The sequence below is a fragment of the Bradyrhizobium sp. Kon58 genome, from assembly GCF_055807455.1.
Map to the genome: position 1 here is coordinate 35,463 of NZ_JBVVOT010000019.1, position 22,244 is coordinate 57,706.

The window sequence follows — 22,244 nt, forward strand, 5'->3', positions numbered from 1 at the left end:
GTCGTTTCAGGGTAAAGCATCGGGCTCAATCACTTTCGTCTGAGGCTTGAACGTGCGACGCCACGACGCGCCCGCCCTATCCGATCGATGCCGGCTTGAGAATGTCTTCCAGTCCGATCCGGCGGAGCAGTTCCGCGCGGACGCTGTCGGCGACGGCATCGACGGCTGCAGCTCCATCATCGTCCGGGCCGAAATGAACACGCAGCGGACGCTGTCCGAATGGCATGTCGACGATATCGGCGATTGCGGCTGCGACGTCTTGCGGAGTTCGCTCCTTTGCTGACAGCTGCGCAAGTGCCGATACTGCGATCTCGCTCAAATCGGCCGTCGGACCATCCGCATATTCCTCGGCCCTGATGGTGTCGCGCGGACGGCCGGAGCGAACGTAGTGGCTGGGTCCGAGCGCACTTGGGACGATGATGGTCGTCTCGACACCCCAGCGCGCGAGCTCGCCGGCATAACCGAGCGCCAGCGCGTCCAGTGCGGCCTTCGACGAAGCATAGGTTCCCAGGAAAGGAACCGAGCCGCCACGCGCGCTGCTCGACGAGACCCATATCAGCAGACCATGGCCCTGCCTGCGCAGCTGCGGCAGTGCGGCCCGATTGAGCCTTTGCGCACTCAGAACGTTGGTATCGTAGAGTTCCGCAAGCTGGTCCGGTGTAAAGGCCTCCGCCGGCCCGTAGAGGACCTGCCGGGCATTGTGCACGATTACGTCGAGGCGGTTGTTCTCAGCGACGATGGCATCGATGGCCGCGTTTACGGAGGCTTCCGAGGAGACGTCGAACGCAATGGTTCGGAGTTCCGCGCCACGCGTCGCGGCCTCGGCTCCGGCCTCTCCGACGTCGGGCTCATCCTGGCCATCCATTTCCCGCATGGAAACGTAGACCGTATGTCCGGCTTGAACCAGTTTCTGGCATGTGCTTCGTCCGATGCGGTTTGCAGCTCCAGTGACGACGATCACTTTGCTCATTCGATCCCCAATCGCATTGCGGCATCCGCAAAGGCACCAGCGTCGCGACACGTTCATCGATCGACTGCCGGCCTTGCGTGAAGAACCTCTGAAATGCCGCCGGTTGCAAGACGGGTCTTTCGAGCCCGGCGGGCGATTTCCAGATCGCACGAATTATTTCGAGAAAGCCCGAAAGTGGAGCTTCCCGCTGATCGGACCAGCCGGAACGTGCCTTCGCGAAATTGGCGGTGGGTTTCAGAAGATCGCGATCCTGGCCGGCGGTTACAAAGAACCCGAACCGCTCGACAGAGCGAGCCGTGTGGCCGGTCTGCGGGTTGGTTTGCGCTTGGCGAGGAGAAGCAATGAATCAGTCAGGCAATTCGCCGCGTTCGGGGCTTGGCTGGCTCGTGCTGATCGTGGCCGTCGTCGGAGGCGGCGCTGCAGCGTTCGCCTACACGGCGGGGTGGCTCTCGCCCGGGCGCCTGACGCCGGAGCAGATGGTTTCGGCGCTGACGCCTCCGAGTGGCGCGCCGCTCGGGCACCGGCGAAATCATGCCAAGGGAATCTGCTTCACCGGCGTCTTCGAGTCCAACGGAAACGGCGTGGAGCTCTCGAAGGCCAGAGTCTTCGAGCGAGGCGCGTATCCGGCCCTGGGCCGCTTCAATCTTGGCACAGCCGACCCGAACGCCGTGGATGCGACCGTGCGGGTGCGCGGTTTGGGGTTGCAGATCGCAGCGGCGGACGGCGAAGAGTGGCGGATGGCGCTCATCGACCCGCCGGTCTTTGCAGTGTCGACGCCGCATGCGTTCCACGATCTGTTGATTGCATCCGGCAAGAAGGATCCGGAGGCGATGAAGAGTTTCATCCAGGCAAACCCGGAATTCGCCGCCTTCGCGACCTGGGCCAAGACGGCGCCCTGGACCGCGAGCTATGCGGAGGATGCCTACAACGGCCTCAACAGCTTCATCTTCACGGATGCGAATGGCGGCGAGCGCGCGGTGCGATGGTCGCTGCGGCCGACCGCAACGGTCGTTCCGGTGTCACAGGCCGAACTGGAGAAGCGCGGCCCGGATTTTCTCGAGCAGGAGATAGCGGAGCGGGTCCGGACCGCCGGCTCGCAACGCTGGACCATGGTCACGACCATCGCCGATCCCGGTGATCCGACCGCGGACCCGAGCAAGGCTTGGCCCGAGGGGCGCCGTACGGTGCAGGTCGGAACGCTTGTCGTCCAGCGGATCGAACCCGAGCGGGATGGACCCTGCCGCGACATCAACTTCGATCCGACCGTGCTGCCGCGGGGAATCCGGGTGTCAGACGATCCTTTCCCGGCCGCGCGCTCGTCAGTCTACCGCAAGTCCTACGATTTGCGTGCGGCCGAAGCCGGCGACTATCCGCGAACCGGGGCGGCCCAGCCATGAGCAACGTTCCGCATCGTTTTGCCCCGATCCAGCGGCTGCTGCACTGGCTGATGGCAGCCTGTATCGTCGCGATGCTCTTCATCGGCGTCGGAATGGTGTCCACCATAACGCCGAAATACCTGCCGCTCATCCAGATCCACAAGACGCTCGGCTTTACGCTCCTGGTCCTCGTTGTGATCAGGCTGGCCCTGCGGGTCCATTACGGTGCGCCGCCGTTGCCGGCCGATCTTCCGCCGGCGATGAAGCTGGGAGCGAGATTGTCGCATCTCGCCCTTTATGGCTTCATGATCATCATGCCGATGCTGGGTCTCGGCATGCTCTGGGCCGCGGCTTATCCAGTCGTCCTGTACGGCGGGATTCAAATTCCGGCGTTGCTGCCGCAGAGCGATCGCGCGCACGCACTGCTGTGGAATGCTCATTTTTATCTGGGCTTCGCGTTCTTTGCCCTCGTGCTGCTGCATCTGGCGGCAGCGCTGTTCCACGCAATGGTTCGCCGCGACGGCGTGTTCGGGACGATCGCACTCTTTCCACTCGGGAATAGGACGACGCCGGCAGAATGAGCGCTTGGCGCGTCGACGACATGCGCGGCTCAAATTTTTCAACCTCCAACAAGGATGACGACAATGACCAAAGCAGATATCCAAACCCCAACGGATCTCGGGGCCAACGCGAACCGGGACGTTCCAGCCGCCCTGAGAGCGCTGCTGGCTGATGTCTTCGCGCTGTACCTGAAGACCAAGAACTTCCACTGGCACGTGTCGGGCAGGCACTTTCGCGACTACCACCTTATGCTCGACGAGCAGGCCGAGCAGATCTTTTCCATGACCGACGACATTGCCGAGCGGGCGCGCAAGATCGGCGGAACGACGCTGCGCTCGATCGGCCAGATCGCGCGCGAGCAGCGCATTCTCGACAACGACGCCGATTATGTCGACCCGCAGGACATGCTGGCCGAGTTGCGCGGCGACAATCAGCAACTGACGCGGGAAATGCGCCGGGTTCACGAGCTCTGCGACGAATACGGCGACGTCGCGACCGCAAGCCTGCTGGAAAACTGGATCGACGAGACGGAGCGGCGGATCTGGTTCCTGTACGAGACCGGCCGGGGCGGCCCGAGCTCGTAAGCACCTGGCATGGGATGCGGCCGCAAAGCGAAGCGGGCGCGCGCTGCGACGACGCGGAAGCGACGGAGATCCTCGCGTCCGCGTCCTGCTGGCTGATCGTCTTCGCATTGATCGACCAGGCGCACGCCACGTACCCGTCGGTCGTGAATCCCGCAGCAGCGCTCCGCGTCGTGCAGATGAAACAATGGCGCTGCATCCTCGAAAGATGACTGGACGCGGATCTCGATAGGCTTGACCTCGTCCACGACCGGCACGCCGGTCATACGTACAAGGGTCAAGCCATGACGGATATGTCGAACTCGAAGGCGTCGCTCGGAAGGGCCGTTCACGCGATCAGCGGAAAATGGGGCTGGTTCGTTGCGCTGGGGGTCGGTGAACTGATCCTCGGCGGCATTGCATCGGTCAATCTGATGGCGGCGAGCCTCGCCTCCGTGCTCGTCATCGGCGTCAGCATGGCAGTCGCCGGGATCTTCCAGATCGTGCATGCCTTTTCGGTGCACGGCCTGCGCGGCTTCCTGTTCTGGCTGTTCGCCGGGATCGTCTATGCCGCTGCCGGAGCCGTCGTCCTCTACGATCCGTTGCTGGCTTCGTTCACGCTGTCGCTCGTTGTGTGTGCTCTCCTGGTCGTTGCCGGTGCGACACGGATCTGGACGGGTTTCCATCTGCGGCCGGCCGCGGGCTGGCGCTGGATCGTGGCAGCCGGCGTTGTGACGTTCTGCGTCGGCGCGATGCTGATTGCGGTCTTGCCTGCCGTCGGCCTGTGGCTGCTCGGTGCGATGCTGGTCGTGGATCTGGTCTTCCAGGGTTGGGGCTTTATTGCATTCGGGCTCGCGCTCAGAAGCCGAGCCTCGCGGCATTCGGCCGAGCCGGCGACGGTCTGAGCCATGATGACAGGTTCGACATTCAGGCGGCACCGGGAGATCGCCTGGCGCGGTGGCCGCACGACATCGACGTCGCGGCTGGTTGCCGAGGAGAGCGCCATTGCGCTCACTTACAACGGATCGACCCATGCCGTGATGATGGGAACGCCGGCCGATCTGGAGGATTTTGGTCTCGGCTTCAGCCTGACCGAGGCGATCATCGACCGCGCAAGCGAGATCAGGAGCATCGAGCTGATCTCGAACGAACTCGGCATGGAGGTGCGGATGTGGCTTGACAGCGACCGCGCGACGACCCTGGCCACACGCCGCCGCGCCATCAGCGGTCCGGTCGGATGCGGATTATGCGGTATCGAAAGCCTCGAACAGGCGCGTCGCGCGCCGTCACGCGTTGAAGGGCGTGGCATTGCCTTTCACGCGCGGGACCTGCTGAACGCCATGCATGCGCTGTCTCCCCTCCAGATATTGAACCAACATACGCGGTCCGTTCACGCGGCAGCCTTGTGGCGCCCTCGCACCGGCATTGCTCTGATCAGGGAGGATGTCGGCCGGCACAATGCGCTCGACAAGCTTGCCGGCGCCATCGTCCGCGACGGCAAGTCAGCCTGCGACAGCGCCGTGCTGCTGACGAGCCGGGTTTCGGTGGAGATGGTGCAGAAGGCCGCGATGATCGGCGCGCCGGTCGTTGTGGCCGTTTCCGCGCCGACCGCGCTCGCGATCCAGACCGCGAACGAGGCGGGAATCACGCTACTCGCCGTCGCCCGCGATGACGGATACGGCGTGTTCACGCATCCGCGCCGTGTTCTGCTGCCTGACGAGGCCGCCCCGCGCGCCGGCTGCTGACTTCAGCGGACCCGCGAATATGGCCATGCAAACTGCAGCACTGGAGCCCCTGGCCGGGACAAGCGTCGAAGCCTGTGCCCCGGAACGATCGCTGCTGGTTGCCTCTGCGCTGAGCATGTCGGGCGGTTTCCTCGACGCGTTTACCTGGCTGTCACTCGGCGTCTTCGCGAGCTCGCAAACCGGCAATGTCGTCTTCCTCGGAATCTACGCGCTATCAGGGCAATGGCAGCGCGCGCTTCACCAACTTCTTCCACTCGTGGCCTTTGTCCTGGGAGCGTTGGTGGCGGTTCGCACCCGGGCGGCGTTATGTTGCCTCATCGGAGAGATCGTCTGTCTCGCCGCGACGATGCTGTTGCTTCATCGCGTTTCGGATGAGATCACGATCCTCGTCATCTCCTTTGGCGTCGCGCTGCAGTCGGCAAGCTTCAGACAGGTCGGTCACTGGAAATATCTCTCGGTCACGGTCACCGGCAACATGCTCCGGGCCATGGATCAGTTCGTTGCGGCGCCTGATCGCGATGCGGCGCGCGGCGCCGGAACCATGCTCACGCTCTGTTTGGTGTTCCTGCTAGGGGCCGCCGTCGGCGGTTGCGTGACGAAATGGTTGGGAACCTGGAGTCTCGCTCTGCCGATTGCATCGTCGATATACGTTCTCTGGCTCTGCCGCCGGCGAAGCCATTCGCACTGACGTCGCGCTCGCTTGTTGCAGGTAGAGGCGCTCACCATGCCATTCGGAAAGAGGACGTTCGTTCGCGGAAGCGCATGCGCCGTTCCGCGGATAAGCTCCGGGGTGCGGCCGCGGTGCTCAAGGTCGACAACATTCCGCAATCGGCCGCTCGCGCGCGGGCGACCGCGAAGCGGGCGTGAGCGAACGGGAGGCTCTCCGATGGATCCGACGGCACTCCTCCTGTCGCGGCTGCAATTCGCCTTCACCATCTCGTTCCACATCATCTTCCCGGCATTCACGATCGGGCTTGCGGCCTGGCTCACCGTGCTCGAAGCGATGCACCAGTACAGTGGCAAGCCCGTCTATCGGACCCTGTTCGCGTTCTGGCTGAAGATCTTCGGCGTGGCCTTCGGCATGGGCGTCGTATCGGGCGTGGTGATGGCATTTCAGTTCGGAACGAACTGGAGCGTGCTCTCGAAGATGTCGGGTCCGATCCAGGGCCCGCTTCTGTCCTACGAAACATTCACCGCCTTCATGCTGGAGGCGGGCTTCTTCGGCATCCTCATCTTCGGCCGGTCCCGGGTGCCGCCGTGGTTCTACCTGTTCTCGACCGCGATGGTTGCGCTCGGAACCACGCTGTCGGCGTTCTGGATCATGGTCAACAACAGCTGGATGCAGGTGCCGACCGGCTACGTCCTGCAGAACGGCCAGTTCGTGCCTGATGACTGGGCGCAGATCATCTTCAATCGCGTGGTCTGGGTCCGGTTTCCGCATATGCTGCTCGCGTCCTACCTGACTGGCGCGTTCTGCGTGGCGGCGACCGGCGCGTGGTATCTGCTGCGGCGGACCTATCGCGCCGAGGCGCATGTAATGCTGCGGATGGGCCTTGCGCTCGCGGCGGTGCTGCTGCCGGTCCAGCTCTTCATCGGGCATCTCGTCGGTGACTACGTCCACGACTACCAGCCGGCTAAGTTCGCTACGATCGAGGCACGCTGGCATGACGAGCAGCCGGCCTCGGAGGTGCTGATCGCAATTCCCGATTCGAGCACCGAATCGAACAAATACGCGATCTCGATTCCCGTGCTCGGCAGCATCATCGGCAGCATGAGCCTGACATCGAAAGAGGTCGGCCTGACCAGCTTTGCGCCGCAGGACCGGCCGCCGATAACAATACCCTTCTTCGCCTTCCGCATCATGGTCGGCTGCGGTTTCGTGATGCTGGGGCTGGCCTGGCTCGGGACCTGGCTTGGCCTCAAGCATCGGCTGGATCGGAGCCGCCTGCTGCTGTGGGGCATCTTCCTCAGCTTCCCGCTGCCGTGGATCGCCATCCTCACCGGCTGGTACACCGCGGAAGTGGGGCGCCAGCCATGGACGGTCTATGGCGTGCTGCGCACTGCGGACGCCGTGACGCCGTTCCTGACCGCGTCGGCTGCGTTGACCTCGCTGATCCTGTTTGTCGCGGTCTACGCCTTCATCTTCTCGTTCGGGACATATTACATCTATCGGCTGCTGCGTGCCGGCCCGGCGGGACTCGGCGGCAAGCCGCTCCACGTCCCGTGCCCAATCGGCCGATGTCGCTCGCCGATCAGGTGCCGGCCGCCAGCAGCATCTCGAGGCAGGAGAGTAACCATGGTGATGTACTGGGTTGCCCTTCTTGCCATCAGCATTCTGATCTATCTCCTCCTCGACGGGTTCGATCTCGGCGTCGGCATGCTGTTCGGCCTGGCCGGCAGCGAGGCGAAGCGAGATGCCATGCTGAGCACGGTCGCTCCGGTCTGGGATGGCAATGAGACCTGGCTGATCGTCGCGGGCGTGATCATGTGGGGCTCGTTTCCCGTGGTCTACGCCATGGTAATGTCGGCGTTCTATATCCCGGTCGTCGTGATGCTGCTCGGATTGATCCTGCGCGGCGTGGCCTTCGAGTTTCGCGGCAAAGCGCTCCGTTCGCGCTGGGTCTGGGACGTCAGTTTCGTCGCGGGCTCGTTTGCGGCGAGCTTCATGCAGGGCGCGATGGTCGGCGCTCTCGTCGAAGGACTTCAGTTCTCCAACGGCGATTATACCGGTGGAACGCTCGGCTGGCTGACCGCCTTTTCCGCCCTGTGCGGGATCGGACTCTGCTTCGGCTATTCGCTGCTCGGGGCCTGCTGGCTGGTAAGGAAGAGTGATGGTCCCGTTCGGGATGCCGCGCGGAGCCAGATCCCGCCGCTGGCGACCGGCGTCCTGGTGTTCCTGGTCGTCGTCTTTGCGTATGCGCTTGCCGAACATCTTCCGATTCTGCAGCGCTGGACCGACCGGCCCTATCTGCTCGTGTTTCCCGCGATCGGCGCCGGCGCGGCCGCGATGCTGGCCAAGAGCATCCTGGTCCATGACGATTATTGGCCGTTCCACATGGTCGCGCTGATCTTCGTGGCGGCTTTCGCCACGCTCGCTCTGTCGTTCGGGCCCTACATGATCCCGTTCGTCATCACGATCGACGAGGCCGTGGCGCCTTATGCAAGTCTCGCCTTCATGTTCTGGGGCGCCGGCCTGTTCGTATTCCCGCTGATGCTGCTCTATGTCGCCGTGGGCTATCGCGTCTTCCGCGGCAAGGCGGCCCCAGCGGCCGATCACTACTGACCGCTGCACGGTTCGAAACGCGGACAAAAAGAAAGGCGCTGGTTTCGGCGCCTTTCTCGTTCTGGTCCCTATGTGGCTTTGCTTCAGGATTTGGGCATGACACCGGGGCCATTGTCCGGCCACTGGGCGATCAGCTTCTCGTCGATGTTGAAATGCTGGGCGACCAGGCTGGGAGGCGTGTGCGTCAGCCAGTTGGAGAGCGACACCTCTTCGTAGCGCGGCGCACGAAACACACCGACGAACTGCAGTTCGGTTTCGCCGACGTTCTCGACATAATGGCCGAGATTGCGCCGGACATAGCCAATGTCGCCGGCGGAAAAGTCCGTCGTCAGCGCGTTGGGGCCGGTGTCGAACACCGTCATCCGTGCCTTGCCCTTGATATAGTACTGCCACTCGTCGGCATTCGGATGCCAGTGCATCTCCCGGACCGCTCCCGGCGGCATCGTCACCAGCGCCGCGGCGACGGTCGTGGCCACCTTGAAGTTGCTGCTGTCGGCGACGCGCATGCTGCCGGCGGAGCTCTCCTTCACTGGTGCCGAACTGCCGAGCGAATGGATGAACGGATAGGGCGGTGCCTCGGCATGCTTGGCGATTACGGCGCGATCGGCGGCGAGATCGCCGGGCACCGTGCCCTGGAAGATCCAGCGATTATGCAGCGGAATCTTCGCGAAGGTATCGGCCGGAACGCCGAAATTCTTCGCGAGCACCTCGGGCGGCGTATGGGCGAGCCAGTCCGTCACCAGCAGCGTGTTGAACTCATTGGCGTGGCCGTCGTCGAAACAGATCACGAATTCGCAACCATCAGGCCCCAGGCCTTGCAGCGAGTGCGGCGCGCCCGGTGGGAAATACCAGAGGTCGCCGGCCTTGAGGTCGCCGACATAGGGGTGCCCCTGCGTGTCGAGCACGGTGATGCGGCAGCTGCCGTAGGTCATGATCGCCCATTCGGCCGCCTGATGCCAATGCAGCTCGCGGATGCCGCCGGCGGACAGCCGCATGTTGACGCCAGAAATCTCTTTCGAGATGGCGAAGTCCGCGACGGTGACTTGCCGTGCCCAGCCGCCATTCTGGATGCGCCTCGGCGCATTGTTGAACGAGGCCCAATCCATCGGCAAGCCACCGACGTCGGTCGCCGGCGGAGTTTGTGCGGAGGGGAATTGCTTGCCCAGTTCGGGATCCTGCGGACCGGGATCGGTCAGGCTTCCGGGACTCTTGGCGTTGACGGCGCCTTGCGGCGGCTCGTCCGGATTGCCGAAGGTTGCGGCCTGCGCACTGGAACCGACCATGGCGGCGCCTGCCGCGGACATGGCCAGCAAATCACGTCGTGAAAACATCTTGGGTCGCTCCTGAAAACTGTCGAAAGCCCTCCCGTAGCGACGGGGCTCCGGCCGACCAACCTAGTTTCCGGCTGCCGCTTCTGCTTCCGCGAACGGCGCTGTTTTTGCTGGAATGCATGGCTGCTTCGGCCCGCCGCCCGGGATCGAACGTGTGCAATTGCGAAATTCGGCTTCGTTCTGAAAAGACGGCTCTGCCTGCGCGATCCTTAACTGAACCGGAGAATTGCCACATCGAGAGATATCGAGATGACCACGAAGTCGGTCCGTCCCCATCGCGAACCAGCCGGCGGCTGGGGCGCACTGAAGGCGCTCAGCGAGGCGCTTCTGGTGCAGCGGGCGCCGCTGAAAGGTGCAGCGACGCTCAGCCGGATGAATCAACCAGAGGGCTTCGATTGCCCCGGCTGTGCCTGGCCCGATCCGAAGCATACCTCATCATTCGAATTCTGCGAGAACGGCGGCAAGGCAATCGCTTGGGAGACAACATCGAAGCGCTGCACGCCGGAATTCTTCGCCGAGCATACCGTCACCGAGCTCGCTGGCTGGAACGATTACGATCTCGAAATGGTCGGGCGGCTCACTCATCCGATGGCCTACGACGCCGTATCCGACCGCTATCTTCCGGTGAAATGGAGCGATGCATTCGATATGATCGGTCGCGAGCTCCGGGCCTTGCCGGATCCGAACATGGCGGAGTTCTACACGTCGGGGCGGACTTCGAACGAAGCCGCCTTCCTCTATCAGCTCTTCGTGCGCGAATACGGCACCAACAACTTTCCCGACTGCTCGAACATGTGCCACGAGGCGACCAGCGTTGGTCTGCCGTACTCGCTCGGCGTCGGCAAGGGCACCGTGCTGCTGGAGGATTTCGACAAGGCCGATTGCATCTTCATCTTCGGCCAGAATCCGGGCACCAACAGTCCGCGGATGATGACCAGCCTGCGCAATGCGGCACGCCGCGGCGCCTCCATCATCTCGTTCAACCCGTTCCGTGAGCGGGCCCTGGAACGTTTCCAGGCGCCGCAGAGCCCGGTCGAGATGATCACGCTGTCGTCGACGACGATCAGCTCAAGACTGTTCCAGGTGCGGGTCGGCGGCGACGTCGCCGTCCTCAAGGGGATCATGAAGATCCTGGTGGAGGCCGACGAGGCCGCCCGTGCCGCCGAGCAGCCGGAGATCCTGGACTGGGATTTCATTCGTGGCCACACCGCCGGAGTTGAGGCGCTGATCGACGATCTCAAACGCACGCAATGGCCGGAGATCGAACGTCAGTCTGGCCTGACGCGCGAGGACATGGAATATGCGGCGGGCGCCTATATGAAGGCCGAGCGCGCCATCCTCGTGTACGGAATGGGCATCACCCAGCACTGGCGCGGTGCGAACAACGTCCAGCAGATTGCCAACCTCGCCCTGTTGCGCGGCAATGTCGGGCGCGATGGCGCGGGCGTCTGCCCGGTTCGCGGTCATTCCAATGTGCAGGGCGATCGGACCGTGGGAATCACGGAAGTCCCCAAGGCGGACTTCCTTGAGCGCCTGGAGCAACGCTTCGGCTTCAAGCCTCCGGCCGCACCGGGACACATAGTGGTGACCGCGCTCGAGGCCATGATCCGCGGCGAGGTGAGGGCCTTCTTCGCGATGGGCGGCAATTTCGCCGCAGCCATTCCGGACTGGCAGGCGACCCAGACCGCGCTTGGCAAACTCGCTCTGACCGTCCACGTCTCGACCAAGCTCAACCGCAGCCATCTGATCCATGGCCGTGCCGCCCTGATCCTGCCGTGCCTCGGCCGCACCGAGATCGATGTGCAGCAATCGGGGCCGCAGTCGGTCACGGTGGAAGATTCGATGTCGATGGTGCATGCGTCCGCCGGCCGCAACAAACCGGCATCGGAGCATCTCCTCAGCGAGATCGCGATCGTCGCCGGCGTCGCCAAGGCGACGCTGGGCGAGCGCACGGTGGTCGACTGGGACGGCTTCGTGGCTGATTACGACCGGATTCGCGATGCGATCGAGGCGGTGTTCCCGATCTTCCAGGGCTACAACGCCCGCATCCGCGTCCCCGGCGGCTTCCATCTTATCTCGACGGCGCGCGAGCGCATCTGGGCGACGCCGTCGGGCAAGGCGAACTTTTTGGTCTTCCCGGGTTGCGGCGAGGACCCGCCGCAGAGCGATCCCGATTTCTTGTGGCTCACCACAATACGCAGCCACGATCAGTACAACACGACGCTCTACTCGATGTCCGACCGCTATCGCGGCGTGTTCGGCCAGCGCGACGTAGTCTTCCTCAACGAATACGAGTTGAAGAAGCGCGGGCTTGCCGACGGCGACCGCGTCGATCTGATAACCGCCTCGACCGATGGCGCAGAACGGATCGTGCGCAACTTACGCGTGGTGGCCTATGCCTTTCCGACCGGCTGTTGCGCGGCGTATTATCCGGAAGCCAATCCGCTGGTGCCGCTCTATGCCCGTGATCCCCTGAGCTTCACGCCGTCATACAAGGGCGTGCCGATCCGCCTGGTGCGTGCGGCCGCGACCAGAGAATAGCGACTGCGCCGGAGACGTCCCGTCACATCTCGGCGTGGCGATCGCGGCGCGGCGAATCCGCCGGCGAAACGGCTATCGGCAGCGTGAACCAGAACCGGGCGCCGCCATTCGCGCCGTGGGCTTCGGCGCCGATCCGGCCTCCATGCGCTTCGACGATCGACCGGCAGATCGGCAGTCCCATGCCCATCCCGCTGTCCTTGGTCGTGAAAAAGCTTTCAAACAGCCGATCGACATGTTCGGCGGCGATGCCAGGACCGTTGTCCTCCACGGAGCAGCACAATTTCGCCGCGTCCTGCGTGACCGTGCTGATGATGATCTTCCGATCATCATATCCCGCTTGTGTCATCGCCTGCACCGCATTGATGGCCAGATTGACGATCACCTGCTGGAGCTGGGTGCGGTCACCGAGCACCAGCGGCGTGCCCGGATCGGGCCGGTGCAGGATCGTCACGTTGCGGGATTCCATCTCGTGTCGAAGGAAGAGAAGCGCTTCGCGAATGATCTCGTCGAACGACAGGGATGCCTGCTCGGGGGCTTTCCGGGAGGCCATCCCGTGAACGCGCGCCACGATGTTCGCGGCGCGCTGGGTATCCACGACGATGTTCTCGATGGTCTTGCGGATCTCGACGATATCGGGCGTGGGCCTGTTCAGCCACCGTAGGCCGGCGGCGCCGTTGGTGGCGATGGCGGCCAGCGGCTGATTGACCTCGTGCGCGATCGACGCAGTGAACTCGCCGAGCATCGAGACGCGCGCGGCATGCGCGAATTCGGCCTGGACCTGCTGGAGCTTCTGCTGGGCGCGAACACGCTGTGAGATGTCGATGGTGCCGACCAGGCTGACTTCGAGATCGTTGATCGGACCGACCCGGGCCGTCGTGAAGAGAACGTCGACGACGCGGCCGTCCCACGTGACCATCTGGGTCTCTTCCTCGAAGTTCGTCTCACCGCGATAACGGGACTCCATGGCCCGCCGGAACGTATCGGGACGCTCCTTCCAGGTCACGGCCATGGAACGTCCGACATGGCCATCGACGCCGCCGCCGAACATCTGGATGGCCCGTTCGTTGGCCTCCTGAAACGAGAGCGCGTCCATGCAGGTCCGGAGGAACTCGGGATGGCTGTCGAAATACGCGCCGAGGTCCTTGACGCCTTCGGCGCGCAATTTCCGGAACAGCACGACCAGCCTGCTGGCATCGAGCTGCCGGAATGCGATCGGCATGCGGCTGAACAAATGGCGGTAGCGCTGCTCGCTCCGCTCCAGCTCGATATGGGCCTTCTTCTGGGCGGTGATATCCATGATCGCGCCGACGAGCGTCAGCGAAGCGGCTAGGAAAGCAGCGAAAGCGATCGCGGTAAAATTGTCTCCAAGCAGTGAACAGGCGAAGGACAGCAGGGTCAAAACCAGGCTGCCCCAGGCCCACAGCAGAATCCGATCCTGTATTGTCTGGATCGGCAGCAAACGGCGCCACCATCGCTGGGGCTGTAGGGAGTTAGCGCCATCCAGGCGTTCGAGCGTCATGCAAAAGGTTTACCGCCCCGCCGGAGGCCGGTCTTTTGCGTTTTCGTCGGCGCTTTGTCAAAACGCACGAAGGCGTGATCGAGCTGGCATTATGCAGGCGACTGCTCAAGCGGATTTATGGCGCAATCCAGTATCCGCTTCGCGCGCGGCTGGAGTGGATGTCTCGGCCGACCGCGGCTTGCGTCCGGTGAGCCAATTGCTGAGCCGATCCAGATAGAGATAGACGACGGGCGTCGTGTAGAGCGTCAGGATCTGCGACAACATCAGACCGCCGACGATGGTGTAGCCGAGCGGCTGACGCAGCTCGGCGCCGGTGCCGGAGCCGATCATCAGCGGCACGCCGCCCAGCAGCGCCGCCATCGTCGTCATCAGGATCGGGCGGAAGCGTAGCGTGCAGGCCTGGTAGATTGCCTCCTCCGGACTGAGCCCGTGCTGGCGTTCCACCTCGAGGGCGAAATCGACCAGCATGATGCCGTTCTTCTTGACGATGCCGATCAGCAGGATGATGCCGATGATGGCGATGACGCTGAGATCCATGTGGACGGCCAGCAGCAGCAGCAGCGCGCCGATGCCAGCCGAAGGCAGCGTCGACAAAATCGTAATGGGGTGGATCAGGCTCTCATAGAGCACGCCGAGGATGATGTAGATCACGATCAGCGCCGCCCCGATCAATAGCGGCGTGCCCGACAGGGAGGACTGGAACGCCTGCGCATTGCCCTGGAACGAAGCCGTTAGCGAGGCGGGCTTGCCGGTGCTCTTCTCGATCTCCTGGATCGCCGCCACCGCATCGCCCAGCGCGACGCCGGGCTTGAGGTTGAACGAGATCGTCACCGAGGGGAACAGGCTCTGGTGATTGATCAGAATCGGTGCGGGCTTGATCACGCTGTGAACCAGCGTGCTCAGGGGGACCTGCTGGCCGGTGGCCGAGTTCAGGTAGATGTCCTTCAGCGCTTCGGGGCCGTACTGGAAACGCGGATCGACTTCCATCACGACATGGTACTGGTTCAGCGAGGTGAACATCGTGGAGACGATGCGCTGGCCGAAGGCGTCGTCGAGCGTGTTGTCGATCGTCGTCGGCAGGATGCCGAAGCTCGATGCGACCTCGCGATTGACGGTGACCTCGAGCCGCGGGCCCGCATTGGCCTGGTCGCTCGCGACGTCGGTGATGAGATCGAGCGCGCGAAGCTTCCCCAGGAAGATCGCCGACCAGTTGGTGAGCTCGTTGGAATCGGCGTCCGTCAGCGTGTACTGATACTGCGTCTTCGACAGGCGTGCGCCGATGGTGATGTCCTGCGCGGCCTGCATGTAAAGCCTGATGCCCTGGATATGGGCGAGCCGAGGCCCCAGCCGTTCGATGATCTGATCGGCGCTGGCCTTGCGCTCTGGCTTCGGCTTCAGGACGATGAAGATGCGTCCCTGGTTGAGTGTCGCGGTCGGACCGCCCGGGCCGATATAGCTCGCCACCGACTGGACCGCTGGATCCTTCGAGAGGATGTCGACGATCGCCTGCTGGCGCTCGGACATGGCGGGGAAGGAGATGTCCTGTGCGGCTTCGGTGATGCCGACGATCTGACCGGTGTCCTGTTGCGGAAAGAAGCCTTTCGGTATGATCACGTACAGATAGCCGGTCAGCGCGACTGTCGAGAGCATCACGAGCAGCGTCGCGAAGCGATGGCGCAGCACGACGCGCAGGCCTCTCGCATAGAGTGCCAGCAGTGCATCGAAACCGCGTTCGAAGGCGAGATAGAACCGGCCGTGCTTCCTCCGCGAGTCGTCCTTCAGGAGCCGCGCGCACATCATCGGCGTCAGCGTCAGTGAGATGATGAGCGACAGCAGCAGCGCGGCGGTAATCGTGATCGCGAATTCCTGGAACAGCTTGCCGACGTAACCGCCCATCAGGAACAGCGGAATGAACACCGCGATCAGCGACAGCGTGATGGAGACGATCGTGAAGCCGATTTCGCTGGAACCCTTGAGCGCGGCCTGCATCGGCGTCATGCCCTGCTCGAGATGGCGCACGATGTTCTCGATGACGACGACGGCATCATCGACGACGAAGCCGACCGCGATCGAGAGCGCCATCAGCGAGAGGTTGTCCAGGCTGTAGCCGAGCACGTAAAGCACCGCGAACGTGCCGACCAGCGACAGGGGAACCGTGATCGCCGGGATGATGGTGGCCCAGAGATTCCGCAGAAACAGGAATATGACCATCACCACGAGCGCGACCGTCAGCAACAGCGTGAATTGAACGTCGGAGACGGCGGCGCGGATGGTGGCGGTGCGGTCGGCGGCGATCGTCACCTTGATTGCCGGGGGAACGGAGGCCTGCAGTTGCGGTAGCAGCTTCTTGATGCGGTCGACGGTCTCGATCACGTTGGCGCCGGGAACGCGCTGGACGGCCAGGATGATGGCGCGATCCTTGCCGTACCAGCCGGCCAGGAGGTCGTTCTCGGGCCCGTCGACCGCCGTACCGATGTCGCGTATCCGCACCGGCGAGCCGTTGCGATAGGCGATGATGAGGTCTTCATAGGCGGAGGGCTTGAGTAGCTGATCGTTGGTGTTCAGCGTATAGGTGACGCGCGGGCTGTTGAGCGTGCCCTTGGGCAGGTCGACATTAGCGCCGGCGATCACGGTGCGGACGTCTTCGAGGCCGATGCCGCGGGCGGCGAGCGCCTGCGGATTGACGCGAACGCGGATCGCGGGCTTCTGCTGGCCGCCGATGCCGACGAGACCGACGCCCGGCACCTGCGAAATCTTCGGCAGCAGGATGTTCTCCGCATAAGCGTCGACCGTGGTCAGCGGCAGCGAGTCCGACGTCAGCGCGATCAGCATGATCGGCGTCTCCGCCGGATTCACCTTCCGGATCGTCGGGGGGTAGGGGATGTTCGGCGGCAGGAACGGGCTCGCGGCATTGATCGCGGCCAGCACGTCCACTGCCGCACCATCCACCGTGCGCGACAGCTCGAATTGCACCGTGAGCTGGGCCACGCCAAGCGCGCTGGACGAGGTGAGCTGGGTGACGCCGGGGATCTGGCTGAGCTGCTGCTCGAGCGGCGTGGCCAGCGACGAGGCGATCGTTCCGGGGTCGGCGCCGGGCAATTGCGCCGAGATCTGGATGGTTGGATAGTTGACGTTCGGCAGCGCGCCGACTGGCAGCAGCGGATAGGCGGCAAGCCCGCACAGCAGCAAGCCCGCCATCAGCAGGGCGGTTGCGATCGGCCGCAGGATGAAGGGGGCGGAGAGGTTCATGGGATTGCGTCCTGCACGGCGCTTTGCAGGTCGGCTTCACGCGCGGCCTTGCCGTGCAGCTCGCGAACGCGACTGCCTTCCGCGAGCCGGTACTGGCCGTCGATCACGACGACGTCGCCGGATTTCAGTCCCTGGTCGATCAGGGCTTGGCCATCGCTGATTTGTGCGACGTGAACGGAACGCAAGGCGGCCGTCTCGCCGCCGGTCACGACATAGACATAGCTGCCGTTCGGCCCCTGCTGTACGGCCGAACCGGCGACGGTGAGCGCGCCCTTCCGGATCTCGAGCAGCAGGCGCGCGTTCACCAGCTGGCCCGGCCACAGCCGGTGCTCATGGTTCGGGAACACCGCCTTGAGCTGCACGGTGCCGGTGGTCCCCGCGATCTCGTTGTTGACCAGCAGCAGCGTGCCTTCGTCGAGCTTCGTCTTGTTGTCCTGGCTGTAGGCGATGACCTTCAGCTCACCCTTTGCGACGTGCTCCTGGATCACGGGCAGGTCGGTCTGCGGCAGCGTGAAGAGCAGCGAGATCGGCTCGATCTGGGTGACGACGACGAGACCGTTGGGGTCGGTCGGGTGAATCACGTTGCCGACATCGATCTGGCGAACGCCGGTGATGCCGGGAATGGCCGACGTCAGGCGCGTGTAGCTGAGCTGGACGTTGGCCTCGTCGATCTGGGCCTGGTCCGCTTTGACGGCGGCCTTTAGCTGGGCCACCTGCGCGGTCTGCGTCTCGATCAGTTGCGGCGTCGCGTAGCCCTTGTCGCCGAGCTGATTGTAGCGGGAGAGATTGGCCTCGGCATTCGTCAGTTGCGCCTGGTCCCTGTCGCGATTGGCCGTCAGCTGCTCGATCTGCGCTTCGTAAGGACGCGGATCGATCTGGGCCAGGAGGTCGCCGGCCTTGACGGTCTGTCCTTCCGTGAAGGCGATCTTGACGATCTGCCCCTGGATCTGGCTGCGCACGACGTCGGTGTTGTAGGCGATCACCGTGCCGATGCCGCGCAGATAGATCGGCACGTCCTTGCCCGTGATGGTGGCGGCGACCACCGGCACGGCGGTGGGCACGGGTGCGGCGGCTACGGCCGGCTTCTGGTCGGTGCCGAAGAACCAGAAGCCCGCGCCGGCCAGGATCACGGCGAGAGTAACGATCACAATGGTGAGGGTCCGTTTCACGGCGATGGTCCTTCTTGATCTCAGGGATTGCCGGAGCCGTCGATCGACGTCGTGCTGCCCATGGATGTGGGGCCGGGCACCGGCACGGACGGACTAATTCCGGCGCCGCCAATTTCGGTGGAGCCCAGCGGAATTCCGACGCGCCCGACCGTCGATGTCGAGGGCAGGGACGACGGTGCCACGCTGCTGCCGGCGCAATTGGTCGACGAGGTGCCGGACAGCCCGCCGCCGTCGAACAATGCTCCGCTGGATCCGGCGTTGCCGGACCCGGCACAGCCCATCGTGCTTTGCACGGGATTGATCGGCGAGATGCCAGGCGTTGCGATCTCGGTCGATCCCAGCGGGATGCCTACAGGTCGCGTGGATTGCGGGTTGAGCGGCGACGTCGCAAGCATTCCGGCAGGCGGCTGCATGCCCGGCATCGTTGTTTGAGCGTTGGCCGCAGCCGGGACCAGCCACAGCATGGCGATCGCAAGCATCACACACTTATATGTTGAATGCCGTTGTCGCATGGCTGAAAACTCCGGCTGACTGCGATCGAACAATAGGAAGCCGCGGGAGCGCGGGTATTTCGAGAACGCACGTCCTGCTCCCCGGCTGCACGACGGCGAGGCGTAACACGTGCTTCGCGCGTCTCATTCTCTTTCGCGCGACCATTTTGGCGCGTCGCCGCGTCGTCGGCCCTAAAACGGCTTTCGCTATCTCAGGATGGCGCGCGCGTGCGCGATCTCCTGGCTGCACGCGGCGATATCGCCGGTGCGATTGGCGGCGCGCGCGCGCTCGAGCGAATCGAGCGCATCAGTGAAATCGACGCCGTTGCTCCCTTCGGCTTCGGCGAGCGAGCGGGGCGTCGGTTGATGGCTGCGCAGCGCGTTGAGGCTCTCCGGCTTCCAGCCGTGGGAGCCCGCGTCCTTCTCGATGGCCAGATCCAGCTGGGCCTGGGTTTGCGCGATGTCATCCGTGCAGGTGCCGGCATGAGCCGGCATTGTTGCGCTGAGCAGGACGAAGAGGGCGGCCCGGCACGTTGCGGTGGAGGTCATTGGTCGATCCTATGTTCGGATTTGGAGTGACGTCATGAACGTTGTGGTGAATGACAGAGTGCGCATCGATCGTCTTTCATGTCCGAACGCCGGCCGTTCACGCTCGCGAGAAATCATGTCATGAATGTCAGTGTGCATGACATGGGCCTTCGGTTAGAGTTGCATCTCGGGATGATGTTCGGGCGCTGATTGTCGCAGCTTGCGTGCTGCGGCGTGCGAAGTGGCAAGGACAGTTGTTTGCCGAAATACGCAGGCAAGCCTCGAAATTAGTGTCACGTCATTCCAACCCGGAGTGATCCTGACATGAAATACCTCAACGCTGGTCTCGCCTTTGCCGCTGCGCTCTCCTTGATGGCGACCGTTGCCCCCGCGCGCGCCGAACCCCTGAAAAATATCGTCCTGGTGCACGGCGCCTGGGTGGATGCGTCCGGCTGGAAGCCGGTCTACGAGATCCTGACCAAGGAAGGTTTCCGCGTCACCATGGTGCAGGAGCCCGAGACGACATTTGCAGACGACGTCACGGCAGCAAAGCGCATCCTCGATCTCCAGGACGGCCCGACGCTCCTCGTCGGCCACAGCTATGGCGGCTCGATCATCACAGAGGCGGGTGTGCATCCCAATGTCGTCGGCCTGGTCTACGTCGCCGCGCACGCGCCCGACGTCGGCGAGGACGAATCGGCGCTCGGCAAGAAGACACCGAGCGTCCTCGGCAAGACCGAAGGCGTCATCAAGGTCACGCCCGACAAATTCACCTATCTCGATCCCGTGCAATTCCCGAAGCTGTTCGCGCCCGATCTGCCGCGTGAGCGCGCCGAGTTCGTCGCGCGATCCCAGGTGCTGGCAGCGACGCAGGTGTTCAGTACGCCGCTGACGGCGGCCGCGTGGAAGACCAAGCCGAGCTGGGGCATCGTCGCCGGCAGCGATCAGATCATCAATCCGGATCTCGAGCGCTGGTACTACGAGCGCGCGAAAAGCCAGACAACGGTAATCCCAGGCGCCAGCCACTCGGTCTACGAGTCTCATCCGAAGGAAGTGGCGGCCGTGATCGCCCGCGCCGCGCGCAGCATCCCGCAGCCCGCTACCCGCTGACGCCCGTTTTTGCCGGTCCTGACGCACGGCCGGCAGAAGGAAGGACGGCGGGGGTGACAGCACTCCCGCCGCCCCGAATGTCCCGCAATTTCACGAATGCAATCGAAGAAGCGAAGAAGCGCTGATGCTTCTGTGCGGCACTTGTCTGAGGGAATGACGGTCATGACAAGCTGGCAGAACAATCGAGCCGCGCGCGACGCGCGCATTGCCGCGGGAGCCGGCTTTGCCCGCGGCAAGGTCGTCGAAGCACACGACGTCACGCGCCTGCTGGAGGCCGTGATCCGGCCGGGCGACCGGGTTTGCCTGGAGGGCGATAACCAGAAGCAGGCGGATCTGCTGAGCCGCGCGCTGCTGGCTGTCGATCTGTCCAGGGTCAACGATCTGCACATGGTGCAGTCGGGTGTCGTTCTGCCCGAACATCTGGACCTGTTCGACCGCGGCGTCGCGAAGCGGCTCGACTATGCCTATTCCGGACCGCAATCGGCGCGGATCGCGCGCATGCTGTTCGGCGGCAAGATCGAGCTCGGCGCGGTCCATACCTATCTCGAACTGTTCGCCCGCTATTTCATCGACCTCACGCCGCACGTCGCGCTGATCGCCGCCGTCAGCGCCGACCGCGAGGGAAATCTCTACACCGGCCCGAATACCGAGGACACCCCGACCGTGGTCGAGGCGACCGCGTTCAAGGACGGCGTCGTGATCGCACAGGTCAACGAAATCGTCGACACCGTTCCGCGCGTGGACATCCCGGCGGACCGTGTCCATTTCATCGTCAAGGCCGACAAGCCGTTCTTCGTCGAGCCGCTGTTCACGCGCGATCCGGCCGCGATCACGGAAGGCCAGATCCTGACAGCGATGCTCGCGATCAAGGGCATCTATGCGCCCTATGGCGTACAGCGGCTCAATCACGGCATCGGCTTCAGCACGGCCGCGATCGAGCTCCTGCTGCCGACATTCGGCGAGAGGCTGGGGCTGAAGGGGACGATCGCGACCCACTTCGCGTTGAATCCCCATCCCGCGCTCATTCCCGCGATCGAGTCCGGCTGGGTGCGGCAGATTCACTCGTTCGGATCGGAGGTCGGCATGGACGACTACATCCGCGCCAGATCCGACATCTACTTCACCGGTCCCGACGGCTCGTTGCGCTCCAACCGCGCCTTCTGTCAGACCGCCGGGCTCTATGCCTGCGACATGTTCATCGGCTCTACGCTGCAAATCGATCTGCAAGGGAACTCGTCGACCGTCACCGCCTCGCGCATCGCGGGCTTCGGCGGCGCCCCGAACATGGGAGCGGACGCCCGCGGGCGGCGTCATCCGAGCGAGCCCTGGCTGAAGGCCGGAGCGGAGGCCGATCCCGACAGTCCGGCGCCGCTACGGCGCGGCCGCAAGCTGGTCGTGCAGATCGGCGAGACTTTCGGCGACAAGAACGTGCCGCTGTTCGTCGAGAAGCTCGATGCGATCGAGCTCGCGGAGAAGCTCAATCTCGAACTCGCGCCGGTCATGATCTATGGCGATGACGTCACGCACATTGTCACCGAGGAAGGCGTGGCGAATCTCCTACTGTGCCGGACCGCGCAGGAGCGCGAGCAGGCTATCCGCGGCGTCGCCGGCTACACTGATGTCGGTCGCAGGCGCGATCGCAACATGGTCTCGCGCCTGCGCGAGCGCGGCGTGATCCGCAGGCCGGAAGATCTCGGCGTCAATCCGCTCGACGCGGACCGCAGCCTGCTGGCGGCGCGCTCGATCAAGGACCTCGTGCGCTGGTCGGGCGGACTCTACGCACCGCCGTCAAAATTCAGGAATTGGTGAGG

At 63.9% G+C, this 22,244-nt stretch carries 18 protein-coding genes and 1 pseudogene; 12 read left to right on the plus strand and 7 right to left on the minus strand.

The features are described 5' to 3' along the window. Window positions 1-76: 76 nt before the first annotated feature. Window positions 77-970, minus strand: a complete 894-nt coding sequence (locus AC0L20_RS26540; protein WP_473293682.1) for an SDR family NAD(P)-dependent oxidoreductase — start codon at window positions 968-970, stop codon at window positions 77-79. Window positions 971-1,311: 341 nt separating this feature from the next. On the opposite strand from AC0L20_RS26540, the gene AC0L20_RS26545 reads away from it, so the two are divergent. From AC0L20_RS26545 to cydB, 9 genes and pseudogenes are all read left to right on the plus strand, one after another. Further along, window positions 1,312-2,367, plus strand: coding sequence for a catalase family peroxidase (locus AC0L20_RS26545; protein ID WP_473293683.1), 1,056 nt, complete (start codon window positions 1,312-1,314; stop codon window positions 2,365-2,367). Further along, window positions 2,364-2,927: a cytochrome b gene (locus AC0L20_RS26550; RefSeq protein ID WP_473293684.1), complete on the plus strand. Its 564-nt coding sequence runs from the start codon at window positions 2,364-2,366 to the stop codon at window positions 2,925-2,927. The genes AC0L20_RS26545 and AC0L20_RS26550 overlap by 4 nt, the downstream gene beginning before the upstream one ends. A gap of 63 nt (window positions 2,928-2,990) precedes the next feature. Further along, complete coding sequence (locus AC0L20_RS26555; protein WP_473293685.1) at window positions 2,991-3,491, plus strand: Dps family protein; 501 nt, start codon at window positions 2,991-2,993, stop codon at window positions 3,489-3,491. Between the two features lie 14 nt (window positions 3,492-3,505). Next, the gene (locus AC0L20_RS26560) at window positions 3,506-3,700 is read left to right on the plus strand and encodes a hypothetical protein (protein WP_473293686.1); all 195 of its coding nucleotides are present in this window, start codon (window positions 3,506-3,508) and stop codon (window positions 3,698-3,700) included. 72 nt (window positions 3,701-3,772) lie between these two features. After that, window positions 3,773-4,372 (plus strand): HdeD family acid-resistance protein, encoded by a 600-nt coding sequence (locus tag AC0L20_RS26565; protein WP_473293687.1) that lies wholly within the window; start codon window positions 3,773-3,775, stop codon window positions 4,370-4,372. A 3-nt stretch (window positions 4,373-4,375) separates the two neighbouring features. Beyond that, window positions 4,376-5,212: a formate dehydrogenase accessory sulfurtransferase FdhD gene (fdhD, locus tag AC0L20_RS26570; protein ID WP_473293688.1), complete on the plus strand. Its 837-nt coding sequence runs from the start codon at window positions 4,376-4,378 to the stop codon at window positions 5,210-5,212. Continuing rightward, a complete protein-coding gene (locus tag AC0L20_RS26575) occupies window positions 5,136-5,900 on the plus strand; it encodes a YoaK family protein (RefSeq protein ID WP_473293689.1) in 765 nt (254 codons plus the stop codon). The genes fdhD and AC0L20_RS26575 overlap by 77 nt, the downstream gene beginning before the upstream one ends. A 198-nt stretch (window positions 5,901-6,098) precedes the next feature. Next, window positions 6,099-7,343: pseudogene (locus AC0L20_RS26580) on the plus strand (cytochrome ubiquinol oxidase subunit I); the annotation flags it as partial. Between the two features lie 165 nt (window positions 7,344-7,508). Beyond that, window positions 7,509-8,495, plus strand: a complete 987-nt coding sequence (gene cydB, locus AC0L20_RS26585) for a cytochrome d ubiquinol oxidase subunit II (protein ID WP_473293786.1) — start codon at window positions 7,509-7,511, stop codon at window positions 8,493-8,495. An 83-nt stretch (window positions 8,496-8,578) separates the two neighbouring features. Here cydB and AC0L20_RS26590 read toward each other — a convergent pair whose 3' ends face one another. Beyond that, window positions 8,579-9,826, minus strand: coding sequence for an oxalate decarboxylase family bicupin (locus AC0L20_RS26590; protein ID WP_473293690.1), 1,248 nt, complete (start codon window positions 9,824-9,826; stop codon window positions 8,579-8,581). Between the two features lie 249 nt (window positions 9,827-10,075). On the opposite strand from AC0L20_RS26590, the gene AC0L20_RS26595 reads away from it, so the two are divergent. Beyond that, window positions 10,076-12,367 carry an FdhF/YdeP family oxidoreductase gene (locus AC0L20_RS26595; RefSeq protein ID WP_473293691.1) on the plus strand — a complete coding sequence of 764 codons (2,292 nt, stop codon included), beginning with the start codon at window positions 10,076-10,078 and terminating at the stop codon, window positions 12,365-12,367. Window positions 12,368-12,389: 22 nt separating this feature from the next. Here AC0L20_RS26595 and AC0L20_RS26600 read toward each other — a convergent pair whose 3' ends face one another. The 5 genes from AC0L20_RS26600 to AC0L20_RS26620 form a co-directional block, all read right to left on the minus strand. Further along, window positions 12,390-13,886: a sensor histidine kinase gene (locus tag AC0L20_RS26600; protein ID WP_473293692.1), complete on the minus strand. Its 1,497-nt coding sequence runs from the start codon at window positions 13,884-13,886 to the stop codon at window positions 12,390-12,392. Between the two features lie 105 nt (window positions 13,887-13,991). Next, on the minus strand, window positions 13,992-17,135 hold the full coding sequence (locus tag AC0L20_RS26605) for an efflux RND transporter permease subunit (RefSeq protein ID WP_473293693.1): 3,144 nt from the start codon (window positions 17,133-17,135) through the stop codon (window positions 13,992-13,994). Continuing rightward, window positions 17,132-18,304, minus strand: coding sequence for an efflux RND transporter periplasmic adaptor subunit (locus AC0L20_RS26610; RefSeq protein ID WP_473293694.1), 1,173 nt, complete (start codon window positions 18,302-18,304; stop codon window positions 17,132-17,134). Before AC0L20_RS26610 ends, AC0L20_RS26605 begins: the two co-directional genes overlap by 4 nt. Before the next feature lie 20 nt (window positions 18,305-18,324). Then, entirely contained in the window at window positions 18,325-18,783 is a 459-nt protein-coding gene (locus AC0L20_RS26615; protein ID WP_456768678.1) for a hypothetical protein, read from the minus strand. Window positions 18,784-19,002: 219 nt separating this feature from the next. Continuing rightward, window positions 19,003-19,344 (minus strand): hypothetical protein, encoded by a 342-nt coding sequence (locus AC0L20_RS26620; protein WP_473293695.1) that lies wholly within the window; start codon window positions 19,342-19,344, stop codon window positions 19,003-19,005. Between the two features lie 303 nt (window positions 19,345-19,647). Between AC0L20_RS26620 and AC0L20_RS26625 the strand changes: the two genes are divergently transcribed. Further along, window positions 19,648-20,433 carry an alpha/beta hydrolase gene (locus AC0L20_RS26625; protein WP_456768680.1) on the plus strand — a complete coding sequence of 262 codons (786 nt, stop codon included), beginning with the start codon at window positions 19,648-19,650 and terminating at the stop codon, window positions 20,431-20,433. A gap of 162 nt (window positions 20,434-20,595) precedes the next feature. After that, complete coding sequence (mdcA, locus tag AC0L20_RS26630; RefSeq protein WP_473293696.1) at window positions 20,596-22,242, plus strand: malonate decarboxylase subunit alpha; 1,647 nt, start codon at window positions 20,596-20,598, stop codon at window positions 22,240-22,242. The last annotated feature ends 2 nt before the right edge of the window (window positions 22,243-22,244 follow it).

Excerpts from the sequence above, each read along its gene's own strand:
- AC0L20_RS26540 (WP_473293682.1), bottom strand. The coding sequence starts at position 970 with ATGAGCAAAGTGATCGTCGTCACTGGAGCTGCAAACCGCATCGGACGA.
- AC0L20_RS26545 (WP_473293683.1), top strand. The coding sequence starts at position 1,312 with ATGAATCAGTCAGGCAATTCGCCGCGTTCGGGGCTTGGCTGGCTCGTG.
- AC0L20_RS26550 (WP_473293684.1), top strand. The coding sequence starts at position 2,364 with ATGAGCAACGTTCCGCATCGTTTTGCCCCGATCCAGCGGCTGCTGCAC.
- AC0L20_RS26555 (WP_473293685.1), top strand. The coding sequence starts at position 2,991 with ATGACCAAAGCAGATATCCAAACCCCAACGGATCTCGGGGCCAACGCG.
- AC0L20_RS26560 (WP_473293686.1), top strand. The coding sequence starts at position 3,506 with ATGCGGCCGCAAAGCGAAGCGGGCGCGCGCTGCGACGACGCGGAAGCG.
- AC0L20_RS26565 (WP_473293687.1), top strand. The coding sequence starts at position 3,773 with ATGACGGATATGTCGAACTCGAAGGCGTCGCTCGGAAGGGCCGTTCAC.
- fdhD (WP_473293688.1), top strand. The coding sequence starts at position 4,376 with ATGATGACAGGTTCGACATTCAGGCGGCACCGGGAGATCGCCTGGCGC.
- AC0L20_RS26575 (WP_473293689.1), top strand. The coding sequence starts at position 5,136 with ATGACGGATACGGCGTGTTCACGCATCCGCGCCGTGTTCTGCTGCCTG.
- cydB (WP_473293786.1), top strand. The coding sequence starts at position 7,509 with ATGGTGATGTACTGGGTTGCCCTTCTTGCCATCAGCATTCTGATCTAT.
- AC0L20_RS26590 (WP_473293690.1), bottom strand. The coding sequence starts at position 9,826 with ATGTTTTCACGACGTGATTTGCTGGCCATGTCCGCGGCAGGCGCCGCC.
- AC0L20_RS26595 (WP_473293691.1), top strand. The coding sequence starts at position 10,076 with ATGACCACGAAGTCGGTCCGTCCCCATCGCGAACCAGCCGGCGGCTGG.
- AC0L20_RS26600 (WP_473293692.1), bottom strand. The coding sequence starts at position 13,886 with ATGACGCTCGAACGCCTGGATGGCGCTAACTCCCTACAGCCCCAGCGA.
- AC0L20_RS26605 (WP_473293693.1), bottom strand. The coding sequence starts at position 17,135 with ATGAACCTCTCCGCCCCCTTCATCCTGCGGCCGATCGCAACCGCCCTG.
- AC0L20_RS26615 (WP_456768678.1), bottom strand. The coding sequence starts at position 18,783 with ATGCTTGCGATCGCCATGCTGTGGCTGGTCCCGGCTGCGGCCAACGCT.
- AC0L20_RS26620 (WP_473293695.1), bottom strand. The coding sequence starts at position 19,344 with ATGACCTCCACCGCAACGTGCCGGGCCGCCCTCTTCGTCCTGCTCAGC.
- AC0L20_RS26625 (WP_456768680.1), top strand. The coding sequence starts at position 19,648 with ATGAAATACCTCAACGCTGGTCTCGCCTTTGCCGCTGCGCTCTCCTTG.
- mdcA (WP_473293696.1), top strand. The coding sequence starts at position 20,596 with ATGACAAGCTGGCAGAACAATCGAGCCGCGCGCGACGCGCGCATTGCC.